Annotated in this window: 13 protein-coding genes; 2 read left to right on the plus strand and 11 right to left on the minus strand. The window is 45.7% G+C overall.

Annotated features, from left to right (window positions below):
• Positions 1-23: 23 nt before the first annotated feature.
• The 8 genes from E5S67_RS03020 to E5S67_RS03055 form a co-directional block, all read right to left on the minus strand.
• On the minus strand, positions 24-5,423 hold the full coding sequence (locus E5S67_RS03020; protein WP_172185353.1) for a trifunctional serine/threonine-protein kinase/ATP-binding protein/sensor histidine kinase: 5,400 nt from the start codon (positions 5,421-5,423) through the stop codon (positions 24-26).
• 481 nt (positions 5,424-5,904) lie between these two features.
• Positions 5,905-6,918, minus strand: a complete 1,014-nt coding sequence (gene cydB, locus E5S67_RS03025) for a cytochrome d ubiquinol oxidase subunit II (RefSeq protein WP_172185355.1) — start codon at positions 6,916-6,918, stop codon at positions 5,905-5,907.
• 8 nt (positions 6,919-6,926) lie between these two features.
• A complete protein-coding gene (locus tag E5S67_RS03030) occupies positions 6,927-8,369 on the minus strand; it encodes a cytochrome ubiquinol oxidase subunit I (RefSeq protein WP_172185357.1) in 1,443 nt (480 codons plus the stop codon).
• Between the two features lie 397 nt (positions 8,370-8,766).
• A complete protein-coding gene (locus E5S67_RS03035) occupies positions 8,767-9,240 on the minus strand; it encodes a hypothetical protein (RefSeq protein ID WP_172185359.1) in 474 nt (157 codons plus the stop codon).
• A complete protein-coding gene (locus tag E5S67_RS03040) occupies positions 9,215-10,420 on the minus strand; it encodes an urease accessory protein UreH domain-containing protein (RefSeq protein ID WP_172185361.1) in 1,206 nt (401 codons plus the stop codon). Before E5S67_RS03040 ends, E5S67_RS03035 begins: the two co-directional genes overlap by 26 nt.
• Before the next feature lie 181 nt (positions 10,421-10,601).
• Positions 10,602-11,669 (minus strand): LOG family protein, encoded by a 1,068-nt coding sequence (locus E5S67_RS03045; protein WP_172185363.1) that lies wholly within the window; start codon positions 11,667-11,669, stop codon positions 10,602-10,604.
• A 192-nt stretch (positions 11,670-11,861) separates the two neighbouring features.
• On the minus strand, positions 11,862-12,185 hold the full coding sequence (gene trxA / locus E5S67_RS03050; RefSeq protein WP_006631199.1) for a thioredoxin: 324 nt from the start codon (positions 12,183-12,185) through the stop codon (positions 11,862-11,864).
• A gap of 481 nt (positions 12,186-12,666) precedes the next feature.
• Complete coding sequence (locus E5S67_RS03055) at positions 12,667-13,830, minus strand: GuaB3 family IMP dehydrogenase-related protein (protein WP_172185365.1); 1,164 nt, start codon at positions 13,828-13,830, stop codon at positions 12,667-12,669.
• 122 nt (positions 13,831-13,952) lie between these two features.
• Here E5S67_RS03055 and E5S67_RS33095 point away from each other — a divergent pair, with 122 nt between their 5' ends.
• Entirely contained in the window at positions 13,953-14,162 is a 210-nt protein-coding gene (locus E5S67_RS33095) for a hypothetical protein (RefSeq protein ID WP_246276603.1), read from the plus strand.
• Positions 14,159-14,689: a hypothetical protein gene (locus E5S67_RS33100; RefSeq protein WP_246276604.1), complete on the plus strand. Its 531-nt coding sequence runs from the start codon at positions 14,159-14,161 to the stop codon at positions 14,687-14,689. Before E5S67_RS33095 ends, E5S67_RS33100 begins: the two co-directional genes overlap by 4 nt.
• A gap of 92 nt (positions 14,690-14,781) precedes the next feature.
• Here E5S67_RS33100 and E5S67_RS03065 read toward each other — a convergent pair whose 3' ends face one another.
• From E5S67_RS03065 to E5S67_RS03075, 3 genes are all read right to left on the minus strand, one after another.
• A complete protein-coding gene (locus tag E5S67_RS03065; RefSeq protein WP_246276605.1) occupies positions 14,782-14,967 on the minus strand; it encodes an NfeD family protein in 186 nt (61 codons plus the stop codon).
• Between the two features lie 76 nt (positions 14,968-15,043).
• Positions 15,044-15,262 (minus strand): NfeD family protein, encoded by a 219-nt coding sequence (locus E5S67_RS03070; protein WP_246276606.1) that lies wholly within the window; start codon positions 15,260-15,262, stop codon positions 15,044-15,046.
• Positions 15,262-15,468: an NfeD family protein gene (locus tag E5S67_RS03075; protein WP_172185369.1), complete on the minus strand. Its 207-nt coding sequence runs from the start codon at positions 15,466-15,468 to the stop codon at positions 15,262-15,264. The genes E5S67_RS03070 and E5S67_RS03075 overlap by 1 nt, the downstream gene beginning before the upstream one ends.
• Between the last annotated feature and the right edge of the window lie 168 nt (positions 15,469-15,636).

The following is a 15,636-nucleotide window of genomic DNA, read 5'->3' on the forward strand; positions in this document are numbered from 1 at the left end:
TGTCATTCATTGCTGCATCACAACTATCTTGATTCTCTTGGCTTGATGGGAATTGTAATTACAAACTCTGCACCTTGACCTAACGCTGAATTTACTTCTAAAATACCAAAGTGTTTCTCAACAACAATCTGCCGTGCGATCGCTAACCCCAACCCCGTCCCTTTACCGACTTCCTTCGTCGTAAATAAATCATCAAAAATCTTGTCTCGCACCCCCTCATTAATGCCAACCCCATTGTCTTCGATCCGAATCACAACTTGTTGCGGCTCGCCCGATAATTTGGTTTCGATAGTAATTTTATTAGGAGCCGCTTTAATCTCTGCAAAGCTCCGTCCAGTATTTGATTCATCCAGAGCATCGATCGCATTACTCAACAGATTCATAAAAACTTGATTTAGCTGACCTGCATAGCACTCTACTTTCGGCAAATCACCGTATTTCTTGATGACTTGAATCTCTGGGCGTGTGTCCGAAGCTTTGAGGCGATGTTTGAGGATCATCAAGGTGCTTTCGAGGCCCTCGTGGATATGGGAGGGGACGGGGCGATCGCTATCGGCACGGGAAAAGATGCGCAGACTGGTGCTAATGCCTTTGATTCGCTTCACGCCTTCGTGCATGGAACCCACTAACTTTGGTAAGTCTTCCCGGATATAATCGAGGTCGATAGCTTCAATTTCATCTTTAATTGCCGCACTGCAATTAGGATATTCTTGCTGATACAAATCGAGCAATCCAAACAAATCATTAATGTAGTCTAAGGCTGGGCTAATGTTGCCAGCAAGGAAGCTAACCGGGTTATTAATTTCGTGGGCGACACCAGCTATTAAATTCCCCAATGCCGACATTTTTTCGCTTTGAACTATTTTTATTTGAGCTTGTTTGAGATCTGTAAATGCTTGTTGAGATTCTTGATACAAACGGGCATTTTCTAAGGAAATGGCGGCTTGAGAGCAAATAAGATTGAGCACTTCAACCCGAGCGCTCGTAAATGCCCCCACTGTCAGGTTATTTTCCAGATATAAAATTCCAATCAACTTGCCTTGATTAAGGATTGGACTACACAGAACGCTTTTAGGCTGGTGCTGTTCAATGTAACTATCTCCAGCAAACTGAGGATTTACTCTCGCATCGGCATATACCAGCGGTTTCAAACTCCGCTTGACAGTATTGACCAAACTAATCGCTACATCCTGACTTGATTCTAGCGGTATTGATGGTAATAGTTGCGGTTCCTGCCCCTCTACGACAAGGGCTACTACCTGTAACTCAATATCTTGTTTAAGCAATAACACACACCGGCTTGCCCCAGCATTTGTAATCACTATTTTTAGGAGAGTAGTCAGGAGTTTATCTACTTCAATCTCCCCAGAAATGGCTTGAGAGGCTTGGATCAGAGTAGGCAAATCTAGAAATTCAGAGTTGCTGCTAGAAGAGTGAGTAGAAGTAATCGTTCCCCGCGTAATAGTTTCCTTGAAGGAAGCATAGGAGCTAGCTTGTTGAAGAATGGGAAGCAGGAATTGAGGATAACGTTGTTCTAAATCAATAGCTTTAGCTTTGGCTCCCCAACGACTGTAGGCATAGTAAGCCTCCAGTGCATAAATTTTGGCAAATTTTTCTTGACCCCACTCTAGATAAAATTTTGCTGCCAGTTCATTAGCTAATGCTTCTTCGTTCAAAAATTGATTTTCTTTAGCGAGGGATATAGCCCGGTCATAGTGTTCAATCGCCTCAGCTTTATTACCCAAAACTCGATGCTTTTCTGCTTCAACCAAATACCACTTATGCAGATGATTCATAGGAGCATTTTTCGCCCACTGTTGCAGAGTGGTTTGATGGGTTTCTACAGAGGCGAGAATTTCAGCTTGTTCAATTTCTGACAGGGTGGGGAAGAGCGCCAGGTGCGTCAGAGCTACATAGAAATGGAAAATGGGAACAACAATCACTCCTGATACTGCCATAAAATACTGTTCGGCTTGCGCAATGTGGTCTAGGGCCGCCGGATAATTGCCAAACAAGTAGGCAAGCAGCAGTTTGTAGATGTAAGCAAAAGCGCTCAACGAAAGTTCGTTGTCCTGATGATGCTTAGGAAGCATCACCGTTTCATCGTAGGCATCGCCGATTAAGCAATTCGGTTGACTTACAGTTTCCCTCAAGTTCCGCACTATCTGCAGCATCATCCCTAAATAAACTCGGGCAGAATTTTGCTTTGCCTGCACCATGACTGCGCTATAAGCTGCTATTTCGGTTTCTAAAGTGTCTAGTTCTACTCCACTGAAAAAGTTGGCGTAAAAGTGATTGATTATGCTGTAGCCAGCGTGGACAAAATCACCAGTTTCCATGCCTGCTAGATAGCCATCTTTCAGCGTCGGTATCGTTGCTCTGAGAGCTTCCTTGTGATGCTGAATATAGAACCCAAACATAGCCAGAATTATGCACTTAAATTCCCTCACATTGAAGCGCTCAATCAATGAGAATGCCAATTTACCCAAAGCGTAGCCTGTTTCAACTTCTCCCAAAAAGGCACACAGCACCATGCCGTGAATCGCATATCCGACAATTGATGCGGGTGTATTTCCACAGGAGAGCGATAAACTCACCATCGTGGAACTCAGTAGGGGCAGTAAACCTGGTCTTCCCTGGATAATGGGTGCAAATAATATTGCTAACAGTTGCATGGCAGCAGTCGCCTTGGCATCGGTCATCACCGGCAACTCGGCTAGTTCTTCAACCGGTTTGCCCTCAAGTTGGGTGGCCAGGGTTTGTAGCGCTTTGCCAATTAATGCTTCGTCAGCTTCGGTGGGCAATTCAACCCCTAATTGTCCGAGTGCATCTCTGGCTACTGCAATGGCTGCTAACGACTTGCCCTGAGCTATCTGTGCGGCAATCTGAATTTCGTAAATTTTAACTTTGTCTAAAATCGACTGAGCTTTTTGCAATACCAGTCCTGCAATCTCCTCCATTCCGTCAAAGTCACCATTCAAATAGGCAGCTTCGGCGGCTGCAACAGAGAGGTTCAGAGTCAATTCATACTGACTTTGCCAACAATTTACCTGTAGTAGCCCCATCCCCGTTTGCAGATAAACTCTTGCCGCACTGTATGCGGTAGAACTTCTTGCCTTGCGTCCGGCTGCTAAGTTTAGTTGAGCTAATGCTTCCCGTTCGATCGGTTGAGTAATTAACTCAATTCCTCGATTCAAATGCCCAACAATATCAAACAGTTTTTCCTCTTGCTCTATTGCTGAGCAATTTTGCTGAAGTAATTGTCCGACTTTGAGATGAGTTGCTTTTTTCTGTGAATCTGGAATGAGCGAATAGGCGGCTTGCTGGACGCGATCGTGTAAAAATCGATAAGTTGGGTTAGCTGAAGCCTTGAAAACTTCATCGCTATCCGATTCCGTAAAGAACTTATAGATTTTTGTCGTGGGAATCACCAAACCTTCCTGCAATGCTTTCCATAAAGCCGTAGCCGTCATTCCAGCAGATTTCTCACTGACAATTACTAACGTATTCAAATCAAACTGGGCTCCTATACAAGCAGCTAATGTGAGAAAATCCTGAGTTTCTCTGGGCAACTTCTGCAATTGCAATGCCATGAATTCAACGACATCATCAGTGATAGCTAGGGTTTTTACTTGGGCAATATCACACTGCCAATGCCGAATATTCCAATTAAAACTAATTAGCCGATCGTCATGTAATGCCTTGAGAAACTGAGTGGCGAAAAAAGGATTTCCCTGAGTTTTTTGATACACTAATTTTGTCAAAGGTTGGGCCAAGGATGATTCGCAATTCAGCGTATCCGCCACCAACAAATTCATATCTGGTTCGCTTAACGCTGGCAAAGTAGCCGTATTCACTGTTGCCCCTGTTTTAACTACCTCATCCACTGTTAAGATAAATGGATGCACAGGCGAAACTTCATTATCTCGATAGGCTCCCAATACTAATAAATATCCTGTATCCCTCATCAATAATTGTAGCAAATTTAGGGAGGCTGAATCCGCCCATTGCAAGTCATCCAAAAACATCACTAAAGGATGTTCTTTGCTTGTAAAAACTTGCATAAATTTCTGCATGAGCAGATTAAAGCGATTTTGGGCGGCGCTTCCTGACAATTCAGTTGCAGGAAGTTGAGCGCCAATTATGCCTTCTAACTCAGGAATCACGTCAATCAAGACTTGTCCGTTGTCTCCCAATGCTGCTAAAATCTGGGTTTTCCATGTTTGCAGTTGGCTATCCGATTCTGATAGCAATTGACCCATTAAGTCGCGGAAGGCTTGCACAAAGGCACTGAAGGGAATGTTGCGTTGAAATTGATCGTATTTGCCTTTTATAAAATAACCGTGCTGACGGACAATGGGTTTATGAACTTCATTGACAACGGCGGTTTTCCCAATTCCCGAAAAACCTGCTACTAGCATCATTTCCGTTGTTCCCAGGCTGACTCGCTCAAAGGCAGCTAATAGTTGAGCAACTTCTTTTTCTCTACCGTAAAGCTTTTCGGGGATAGTAAAGCGATCGCTAATATCTCGCTTTCCGAGTTCAAAATCTTCAATTTTGGCTATTTTTTGTAACTGAAATAAACAATTTTCTAAATCGTGCTTGAGTCCTAATGCACTTTGATAGCGGTGTTCGGCATTTTTCGCCATCAGCTTACTGACAATTTTCGATAAGATTAGGGGAACTTCTGGATTTATTTGATGGATCGGTTTCGACTTTGTGGCGAGATGACAATGTACCAATTTCATCGGATCATCCGAGATAAATGGCAATTTTCCTGTCAACAATTCATAAAAAGTCACACCCAGGGAATAAAAGTCACTGCGATAGTCAATGCCTCGATTCATCCGTCCTGTTTGTTCGGGAGAGAGATAGGATAATGTTCCTTCTAAGATATTGGGATTCTGTATTTCTTGGGTTTCGCGTGGTAGGAGAGATGCAATACTAAAGTCAATTAGTTGAATTTGTTTGGTGTCTGGATTAATGAGAATATTAGCGGGTTTAATATCTTTGTGAATGACTCGCTTTTGGTAGAGATAGTGGATAATATCTGTTAGTTGTATGGCGAGTTGGAGAAATTCTGCTAAAGGTAAAGCTTGAGATGGTTGGGTTTCATTTGTTGCTGTTTTGAGATAAGTAGATAGGGAGACTCCGCCAAAGTCCTTCATTACTAGGGCATAGCTATTGCGGTATACTTCCAGCGTCAGGGCTTTGACAATGTGAGGGAAGTCGAGATTTTTGGCAATGGTATATTGGTTGCGAAACTGGACGAGCTCGTTGAAGGTGGGGTATTCGTTTCGCAGCAGTTTGATGACGACTGGGTATTGGTCACGGCTACGGATGCCTCGATAGACTAGGGTACGTGTACCTGCATAAAGTTGCTCTGTAATCTGATAACCTGACAAATTGGCGACCGCATCCATAACTTGTTGACTCTATATTATACAAGAGTAAAATTAAAACATTCCATTCCATTGTATTTTATTATTTGCCAAAGATAGCGATCGCAAACTCTGCACCCTCGCTAGGGACAGAATTAACTGTAATTTTTTCCCATGTTTCTCAACTATTATTTGACAGAAAGCAATTTGATACGGCGCCCCCGGATTCATCCGTGTATCTTTAAAAAAAGCTCCCCATCGTGATGAAAATTCCCGGACTCATCCGTGCGAGCAATCTCAAATTTCCAATTTCAAATCGCATGACGTGCGATCGCTAATCCTAAACGAGTTCCTTTCCCTACTCCGAACTATTTGCGCTATGTATAGTATGGTTGCCTAATGTGGTGATGGTATTATAAAACAATTATTTGTATCTTTTAACCGCAAATATACGCAGATCGAACCGGATATTTAGTTGATACAATCTGCGTATATTTGCTTACATATGCGGTGTGATTATGCTTTATTTCCCGTAGTGGCCGCCGACAACCTTACCCCGAAAAACAACATAATTGTAGATGTTGTAAAAAATCATAATCGGGAGAAGAACGCCCATAAACACAATCATAAATACCAGGGCGCTGGGCGAAGCTGCGGCTTGGTAAATTGTGATTTGCGAAGGAATAATGTAGGGAAAAACAATCAATCCCAAGCCGATGAAAGTAAGCAAAAAAATTAGAATCGTCCAGATAAACGGCGTTCGTTCTTCTTTGCTTGCGAGACTTTTCAGCAGCAATCCTACCAACAGCACTCCCAGCAAAGGAATCGTGGCAAAGACATAAACTAGCGGTTTCTCAAACAACCTGGCTCTAGCACTTTCGTAAAAAATCGGAGTGGCGATCGTAATTAAAATCGCTCCGATTAAAGTTGTCACCGCCGCAATTTTAGCCGTGCGATAGTGATTTGTTTGCAGTTCGCCCTCCGTTTTCATAATTAGATAGGTTGAACCGATCAAAACATAGCCTTGAATCAGCGTCAAAGCGACCAAGATCGATCGCCAATCCAGCCAGTCCCAAGTAGTCCCCACAAAGTGACCGGCTTCATCAACCGCAATGCCCTCAAGTACCGCACCGAGGGCAAATCCTTGAGCTAAAGCTGCTAAAAAACTGCCAGCACCAAAGGCATAATTCCAGAGTAATTTGCGCTTAGAATGCTCGCGAAACTCAAAGGCGACAGCCCGAAATATCAAACCAAAAAGCATCATGCAAATCGGTATGTACAGCGCTGTCAAAATCGTGCCGTAAGCGAGGGGAAATGCGCCAAATAAAGCGCCTCCCATTAAAACCAGCCACGTTTCGTTCGCGTCCCAAACGTTGCCCAAACTCGTCATTAAAATGCCCCTGCGTTCCTCGTCGTCAGCAGTCAGAGACAAGATTCCGACTCCCAAGTCAAAACCGTCTAGCATGACGTATAGCAATAGGAACAAAGCCAAAATTACAAACCAAACTTGCGGGAGAAAATGCTCCAAAGCTTGCATACAATCTCCTATTGTTGTGCTTCTACGGGACGTTGATCGGGAATGTGTTCTCCGGCTTCACTTTCGATTGCGGGTTCATTGTCTAATCCCGGTACTGGCAGAGTTAAATTAGGCCCTTGGCGGATAATTCTGCTGCCAAAATACAAGGCACAAACAAACAAAAAGCTGTAAACAACGGCAAAGAAACTGAGAGAAGTTAAAACATTGCTGGCGGGGATGTTTGACACCGCGTCAGCAGTGCGAATTTGCCCGTATAAAGCCCAAGGTTGTCTGCCGACACAGCGGACAATCCAACCCGATTCTACAGCAATATACCCCAGGGGAGCAGCTAATACCCAAGCGCGCATCAGCCAAGGTTGACTGCTAATATTTTCAGCAGCAAGTTTGCCCCGCATCCACTGAATTATACTGAACAGCATCAATCCTAAAAAGAAGAATCCAATCCCGGACATGATGCGGAAACAATAATAGATTAAACCCACCATACGGGGTCTATTTTCTGGCTTCCATTCCTTCAATCCGAGTACGGGTTCGGAGAGTTTTTGTTTGAATTCCAGAATGTATCCTAAGCCATTGGACACGGTAATTTCCCAGTCATTTTTTTGGGCTTTTTCATTAGGCAAAGCTAGCAAAGTCCAATCTGCTGACTCTCCCGCTGGTGAAGTTTCCCACTTAGCTTCGATTGCTGCTAATTTAGTGGGTTGATAGTGATAAACTTGTTCGGCGCTCAAATGTCCGATGTATATCTGCAAAGGTGCAACGGCGATTGCTGTCGCTATGGCAATTTTTAAAGATTTGGAAAAAAAGGCTTGGTTGCGCTTATTGAGAATGTACCAAGCGCTAATGCCGCCAATGACAAACAGCGAAGTTTCTAACGTCGCAAAAAACATATGGAGAATGCTGTTTAATGCGAACGGGTTCATAATTGCTTGAAAGTAATCGCTGACAATAAACTTGCCATTGACCATTTCTCCGCCCGCAGGAGTTTGCAGCCAAGAGTTAGCGACTAAAATCCAGACGGTTGATAGGTTCGCGCCGAAGGCTACCATGATTGTAGCGAAATAATGGACGATCGGGTGAACGCGCTCCCAACCAAACAGCATAATTCCTAAAAAGCCGGCTTCTAACATAAATGCCATTGAAGCTTCAAAGCCTAAAATGCTGCCAAAAAAGTCACCAACAGCTTCAGAAAATGGTGCCCAATTTGTGCCGAATTGAAATTCCATTGGAATTCCAGAAGCTACTCCTATTCCGAAGTTAAGGACGTAAAGTTTAGACCAAAAACGAGCGTGATGGTAGTAGTCTGGATTGCGAGTTTTCAGCCACATTCCTTCAACAATTACCAGATAAATTCCCATTCCCGTAGTCAGAACTGGCCACAGCATATGGAATATGGCGGTTAGCGCAAATTGCATCCGCGATAGCGCCACGGTGTTAGATAAGATATCCATTGTTATATCCTTTGTCAGTTCAAGAGAGGTTAGCTTGCAAAAATTCCAGAATTGACATTGATAATGTAACCCAGAAATTTACTTAGTGCAGAATTAACCCAATTATCTTTATTAAAAATTAAGATTTGCTATTTGAAGTAAGGAGGAAGAAGGAAGAGGAAAGAATCCCGACGGAAAGGGCAATTAAATTGAGGGTTTCAGCTATTAAGCACGTCATAACCGTCGTGGCACTTGCTATAATAGTAATTTAACTAAATTATCGACCTTGTGCCAAAATCAACTTAAAATAAAAAACTTGCTCTCAATCTTCCTCTTCTTTCCTGTCCTTTGTAGTCTCTGCAATTAATTAACAGAAAATCTCTCGATCAGTCATTAAGATATAAAATCTACAATGGTATTACCTAACCGTGACACTGTAACTAAGTTTAAACGGTTTAAAAGTAGCTTTATTTTTGGCTGTTCCGCTCAATTCAAGTTCGTAAATGCCAACCTTCGGAAATACAATGTCTGCTCCTGGTATTCCTTGATATTTTTCCGCAGATATGGCTTTTAAAGGCGGCTGCATCAGTGGCTTATCCCCTTCTTTGCGCTCTTTCGGATAAACCGCTAATTTGCAATTGCACTGCTCTAGTGGGATGATTTGACCGCCCCTGCGAGTCAGCGCAAACCACACTTTCGCAGGCTGTCCGGCGCGGGGGTTGTGGTTGGGTTCTAGGTGAAAGGTAGCTGCTACATCTCCCGATACTTCGACTTCGTGCGCCAAAACGGAAATCGAGTTTAACTGCGGCGCATTGGGAATTGCTGCTTCAATTAGCAATCCCAAAAAAACTAACAATCCCAAACTTTTACTTTTGTTTGACAGGCGAAACATAGAACTTCTCCAATGATAAAACAGACCAAAACAAACGCGATCGCACTAGCAAGACGCCCAGGGTAATTATACCCAAAAGCAGCGCCCGCAATTGATTAACCGCCGTCCATTCAAAGCCGCCGAGATAGTGGGAACCGATGAGTGCCGCGTGTACAGCGCACAGCAAGAAAGCTGGAACGCTTAACAGGTGAAGCATTCGCCACAGCTTGCCTAAAAAATTTTGAATGCGATCGACACTTGTAACTGCCGCCGGCAACATCAACAGCAGGGACAGCATCCCAGCAGCCATTCCCAACTGATGCTGCGGCAACATGAAAGACACAGCATCAAAATTCCATCGCAGCGTATGATCCAGCATATGAAACGTGTGGGCGACGGCTAGGACAAACGCGCCCACACCTAAGGCGCGGCGATAGCGCAGCAGTTGCGGCAAAAACTTGCTAACCGGACGCGCCAACAGTGCTAGCATCAAGCACAGCAGCGCTGCGTGGCCCGTAAAATCTACCATTTCATCGGTTCGCAGCAAGGTAAGAATCCCGATCGCCACCGTCACCCAACCACCCGCACGAAAAAGTTGACTCCGCCTGTTAGCGCTCAATCTGCCAGCAAAAAAACCCACTCCCAGCATAGTTGGCAGCGTACCGAGTCCGAAGGCCAGCATCGTCGCCGCACCCAAAACCGGGTTTCCCGTTTCCGTCGCCTTAATCTGCGCCGCGTAGAGGAAACCGCAGGGAATCAAACCCCAAAGCAAACCCAAAGCAATCGGCACCCACCATTTTTTTTGTGCCGAAAGCTTGTTCATTGCTTGTCCGACTCGATCGTGCGACATTGGGTGCAGCAGCGGCAATCCGGGCAGCAAACCCGGTTTAATTTGCACTACTCCGAACCAAATCAGCATCGTGCCCGTGAGAATGGCGATCGCCCGCCGCAATTCGCTACCCGTACCTGCCAAAAGTCCGCCTGCAATTAACACCGAACCCAGTCCGCCAATTCCAGCACCAACGAAAGCGTAAGCAGCAATTCTCCCCAAATTGAGCAGTAGGTGAAAGCGCAAAGTAGCTAATTTATCCTTGCCGGTACTAGAGAGCGAAAACGCCATTGCCAGCGGGCCGCACATCCCCGTGCAGTGACCGAAACTGCCGAGAAACCCCAAAGCGCTAATTAGCAGCAGGTCTAGCATTTTGCTGGTTTTTCCCAAATAATTTCATCAAGATATTGACAAGATTTTCTTTTGTTATTGCCCGCTTTTTTCTTAACTTTGTACAAATATTTATCTTAATCTATTTTGTCAAAACAAAAGTTGTCAAACTTCTCTCCGACCTCACCAATATCAAAAATGACTGAAGACTGATGACTAATAACTACTTTTTTTCTGGATGCGTCGCTTCCGGCGAAGCTGCACCCATTTGATTTATAGCAGCAATTAGCTGATAAAGTCGCCCCAAATCCCGCTGGTTGAAATGCAAAGTCAGGCGCGGCAGATCGAAAGTTGCATCTCCTATTTCCGGTTCCAAAGCTTGACTTTTTTCAATTTTTCCGGTGACAACAATATCGCTAAAATCAGCATTTAGCCGATCGACATTCTCCTCAGAAAGCTCTGTTTTCAAGCGAATTACCAGTTTTTCGCGCACGTAGCGGCAGGAGTGATAAACCAGATAAAAACTACCGATCGCCTCGCAAGCGACATTTACATCGTCAGTAATTGTATACAGGCTGCGATCGTCGGCTGAAATCAAACCCCGGTCGCGCATTTGTTTTTGCACAAAATAATTCCAATCGTGCCAATAATCTCCTCCCGGTCGATCGATCAATACCACAGGAGCCGGCCCGAACTTGCCAGTTTGAGTCAAAGTCAGACACTCAAAAGCCTCGTCCAGAGTGCCGAAACCGCCCGGAAACAGAGCCAAAGCATCGCTTTCCCGGAGAAAAAATAACTTGCGAGTGAAAAAATATTTAAATTTGAGCAATTTGGGATCGCCGGCAATGAAAGGATTAGAACTCTGCTCGAAAGGTAACTGAATGTTCAGCCCAAAAGAACGTTCAGCAGTCGCCCCCTCGTTCCCCGCCTGCATAATTCCCCCGCCGCCGCCAGTAATCACCATAAACCCCTGCTGGGCGATGGCGCGCGCAAACTCTCTGGCCATCAAATACTCCGCAGATTGCGGTGACACCCTTGCCGAACCAAAAATCACAATTTTGCGAACGTGGCGGTAAGGATAAAACATCTCAAAAGCCTTTTCCATATCTCGCAGAGACGACGAGATAATTTTCCAGTCTAGGCGATCGATCTCCTCTCCGGCCATTTGCACTATAGTAGAGAGCGATCGTTCGATCCACTCAGAGTGCTTCAACATTGGGAAGCGATCGATCAAATCGATCAATTCAGCTTGGAGGGACTCAAGACCTTGACCAGACCCAGAAGGAATCATGAATTTTTCCGAAACGGTAACAATTTGTCGCTAATAAAAATTAAGGGGCAAGCCAAATTTAGAAGCCAATAGCCACCAGCAAATTGCCCTGCTGGCAACTAATAACTTTTCCAGTAGCTTTGCCCCGGTTCTGAAGCGAGTTAGCTTTCGCGGCCCAAAAAGAAAGAACAACGCGCACCGCTCGCAGTTGAGTTAAATGTACTTTTCCAGAGTGTTTGCCAGAGTAGTTTTCGGAACTGCCCCAACGACCATGTCCACCCGTTGACCGCCCTTAAATATCATCAGCGTCGGAATGCTGCGGATACCGTATTGGCTCGCCACGTTAGGATTCTCGTCGGTATTAACTTTTACTACCTTGACCTGCCCTTCATATTGCTGGGCAATTTCGTCTACGACGGGTGCCACCATCCGACAGGGCCCGCACCAGGGAGCCCAAAAATCCACTAGAACTGGAACTTCGCTATCGAGCACTTCCTGCTTAAAGGTAGAGTCGGTTACTTGCGCGGCTGCTGACATCCCTAGCCATCCTTGTAAATACTATTTCTCGGATAACAAGTCTAGCAAAAAATGTAACCACTTGCGTCAACGATTTTAACAGAAAGCTTATGAAGAAGAATGAAGAAGGCCTTCGGCTTCCGAAGGCAAAAGGAAGAGGGTTGAAAACAAAAGGCACTTATGTTTCCCAAGGCAGAAGGCCTTCAGCAGAAAAATTCTCCCCCTATTGCCCACTTTCCCACTTTCCCGCTTTCCCACTCTCCCACTCTCCGGAGCTAAGAGCCTCTGCTCTGTACCTAGTAGGCAAGAGCGAAGATTTCCCGGAAAAAAGGAACCGCCCGAACAGTAGTCCGGGCGGAGTGTGGTGTGAGGAGTGAACGGAAACATTCGTCTCCGCTTCTTATATTGTGACATCTCCTTCTCGATAATTCCACAACATTCTGTAAATTTCGAGACTATTGAACAAATTTTGTCAACGTACCCTGGTCTTGGGTCAGTAAATCTACTTACCCATGCCCAACTGCTGAGCTTTTTGATAGACTTTACCCTCAGTCAGTAGAGAAGGAGCAATTACCACTTCCACTTGCTGCATCTCCTTAATATCCTTAGCGCCCAAGGTGCCCATGCTAGTTTTCAGAGCTCCGAGCAAGTTGTGCGTACCGTCATCTAGCAGCGCAGGCCCGCGCAAAATTTGCTCCACAGTACCCGTAGTCCCCACGCGAATGCGAGTGCCGCGCGGCAAAACCGGGCTGGGAGTCGCCATCCCCCAGTGAAAGCCGCGGCCGGGAGCTTCGGCGGCCCTGGCAAAGGGCGAACCAATCATCACTCCATCCGCACCGCAGGCAATGCACTTGCAGATATCGCCGCCGGTAATTAAACCGCCGTCAGCAATCACCGACACGTATTTGCCAGTTTCGCGATAGTAGTCGTCCCGCGCGGCGGCGCAGTCTGCTACCGCTGTGGCTTGGGGAACGCCGACACCCAATACGCCCCTAGACGTGCAAGCAGCCCCCGGCCCTATGCCCACGAGAATGCCCGCAGCGCCAGTTTTCATTAAATTCAGGGCGACTTCGTAGGTCACGCAGTTGCCCAAAATTACTGGTATCGGCATCTCTTGACAGAATTGAGTCAAATCTAAAGATGAGATCTCTTCAGGGGAAAGGAAAGCTGTCGAGACTACAGTTGCTTGCACAAAAAATATATCGGCTCCAGATTCAGCAACCGTCCGGCCGTATTTGCTCGCACCGGCGGGGGTACCGCTGACGGCGGCAATTCCTCCTCCAGCTTTAATTTCTTTAATTCTCAGGTCGATTAATTCTGGCTTGATGGGTTCGGCATAGAGTTGCTGCATCAGGGAAACAAATTCGTGGTTCCCGACACTGGCGATGCGCTCTAATATTGGCTGGGGGTCGGCATAGCGGGTTTGAATCCCTTCTAGGTTGAGCACGCCCATTGCTCCCAATTCCGACAGCAAAATCGCCATGCGGACATCGACTACTCCATCCATTGCGCTGGCGATGATCGGGATTTCTCGATCGATCCCGCCAATCTGCCACTTGGTATCTGCCAAACTCGGATCGAGGGTGCGCTGTCCTGGTACGAGCGCGATTTCATCTATGCCGTAAGCTCGGCGAGCACTTTTGCCCCGCCCAATTTCAATATTCACGCTGTTTCACTTCCACAAGGTATTTAAATTAGAGTAACAAAAAGTTAGCCGGCCCGAGTGTAGCTATCGCACGGCTGTCTTTAAAAAAAGCTCGGCACTGATTCTGATTGTATCCTAATTATATGAAATCGAAGGGGGTGCTTTTCCTCAGCAACGGCCACGGGGAAGACGCAATTAACTGTCAAATTCTCAAAGCTTTGAGAGCATCTGGCGCGGATGTTGATGTTTCGGCGATGACGGTTGTCTGTGACGGGGCTGCTTACAGCCGATCGACCCTGTGCCAATTATTGGGCCTACCAGTCAAATGCCGTCAGGCGGCGTTTTTTACATGAATCCCCTGTTTTTCGCCAAAGATCTTGGAACCCGGTTAATTACTTTGACTTGGCAGCAATTGCAGGCTGTTTGGACGCATTCCCGCCACTGCGATTTGGTGGCGACTGGGGCTGTTGTCGATCGGGCGATCGGTCTATCAACCTCGCGCCCCTATATAATTTTTCTGTCGGATCGTTCTAGTTATTACCAGGGGCGAGTCGATTTGGGTTTTATCTTGTGGCAGTTGCTTTGCTCCGAGAAATGTCTGGCGGTTTTTACTAGAGATGCTTTGACTGCTGCTGACTTAAACCTACAGGGTTTAAAGAAAGCTCAGTTTGTCGGCGCGATCGCAAATTCCGACATTTCAAGCCATACCCTCCAGCAGCAAGGTAATCTTGTCAATTCCCTCCACATAAACCAGCTCCCCCGGTTTAAAAGTTATGCGTTTATCGCACCGAAGCAGGCTATCAACTGCTGTGGAATGCGACGAAGCCGAATTTGTCAGGTCGAATTTCTTCTTCTACGATCGCGTTTTCCAAATGCCTGACAGTCATGATTTTTGGCTACTAATTCCAAGTTGGTCGCAACTTTGAGATTCGATCAACCTATAGCTTGACTCGCTAACTCCTTAATTCCCAACTACGCTTCAACTATCAGAGTAATGTTGTCAAGTCTCACGACGCGAACCAAGTCACCCGGTTTTAAAGTTATTTTTCGATCGCACTTAGCGGGCCACCAACTGCTTTGAAAGCGGACAAGACCGCATTTATTCGGTCGAATTTCTTCTTCTACAATCGCTTTTTCTAAATAGCTAACAGTCATCATTGTTTGCTCCTAATTGCTAATTTTTCGTAATTTTGAGATGCTAAAAACTGATAGTCCGAGTCCCTAAACCATTGATTTATAACGACGCTTCAACTATTAAAGTAATATTGTCAATTCCGACTACGCGAACCTCGTCACCGGGTTCAAAAGTCAGGTCTCGATCGCACTTCGCCGGCCACCAACTGTTTTGGAAACGAACACGACCGCACTCATGAGGTCGAATTTCTTCATCCACGATCGCTTTTTCGGAATTGTCAAAATTCATGATTGCTTGCTCCCGATTGTAGATTTGCATTAACTTTCAGAATTGATGACAAACGACGCTGCAACGATCAAAGTAATATTGTCAATTCCCACGACGCGAACCACCTCACCGGGTTCAAAAGTCATGTCTCGATCGCACTTCGCCGGCCACCAACTGTTTTGGAAACGAACGCGACCGGGCTCATTAGGTCGAATTTCTTCATCCACGATCGCTGTTTCAAGATCGTTAATAGACATAGTTGCTTGCTCCCAAATATAAACTCGACTCGATCGGTGTGTAAGTTAGAAGCTTGTCCGTCAACTTCCCCTCCACACTCAACAGTATCCCTCGCCAACCTCGGCCGTGTCAGTCGGTAAAAGTCTATACAAGTCCACTGTTTGAGGGTGTAAGCGAGTCGGAAAAAG

The organism is Microcoleus asticus IPMA8, assembly GCF_013179805.1.
Taxonomy (GTDB): Bacteria; Cyanobacteriota; Cyanobacteriia; order Cyanobacteriales; family Microcoleaceae; genus Microcoleus; species Microcoleus asticus.

Bases quoted from the DNA above. Each gene is read 5' to 3' on its own strand.
- E5S67_RS03020 (WP_172185353.1), bottom strand. From the start codon at position 5,423: ATGGATGCGGTCGCCAATTTGTCAGGTTATCAGATTACAGAGCAACTT.
- cydB (WP_172185355.1), bottom strand. From the start codon at position 6,918: ATGCAAGCTTTGGAGCATTTTCTCCCGCAAGTTTGGTTTGTAATTTTG.
- E5S67_RS03030 (WP_172185357.1), bottom strand. From the start codon at position 8,369: ATGGATATCTTATCTAACACCGTGGCGCTATCGCGGATGCAATTTGCG.
- E5S67_RS03035 (WP_172185359.1), bottom strand. From the start codon at position 9,240: ATGTTTCGCCTGTCAAACAAAAGTAAAAGTTTGGGATTGTTAGTTTTT.
- E5S67_RS03040 (WP_172185361.1), bottom strand. From the start codon at position 10,420: ATGCTAGACCTGCTGCTAATTAGCGCTTTGGGGTTTCTCGGCAGTTTC.
- E5S67_RS03045 (WP_172185363.1), bottom strand. From the start codon at position 11,669: ATGATTCCTTCTGGGTCTGGTCAAGGTCTTGAGTCCCTCCAAGCTGAA.
- trxA (WP_006631199.1), bottom strand. From the start codon at position 12,185: ATGTCAGCAGCCGCGCAAGTAACCGACTCTACCTTTAAGCAGGAAGTG.
- E5S67_RS33095 (WP_246276603.1), top strand. From the start codon at position 13,953: ATGAAATCGAAGGGGGTGCTTTTCCTCAGCAACGGCCACGGGGAAGAC.
- E5S67_RS33100 (WP_246276604.1), top strand. From the start codon at position 14,159: ATGAATCCCCTGTTTTTCGCCAAAGATCTTGGAACCCGGTTAATTACT.
- E5S67_RS03065 (WP_246276605.1), bottom strand. From the start codon at position 14,967: ATGATGACTGTTAGCTATTTAGAAAAAGCGATTGTAGAAGAAGAAATT.
- E5S67_RS03070 (WP_246276606.1), bottom strand. From the start codon at position 15,262: ATGCAAATCTACAATCGGGAGCAAGCAATCATGAATTTTGACAATTCC.
- E5S67_RS03075 (WP_172185369.1), bottom strand. From the start codon at position 15,468: ATGTCTATTAACGATCTTGAAACAGCGATCGTGGATGAAGAAATTCGA.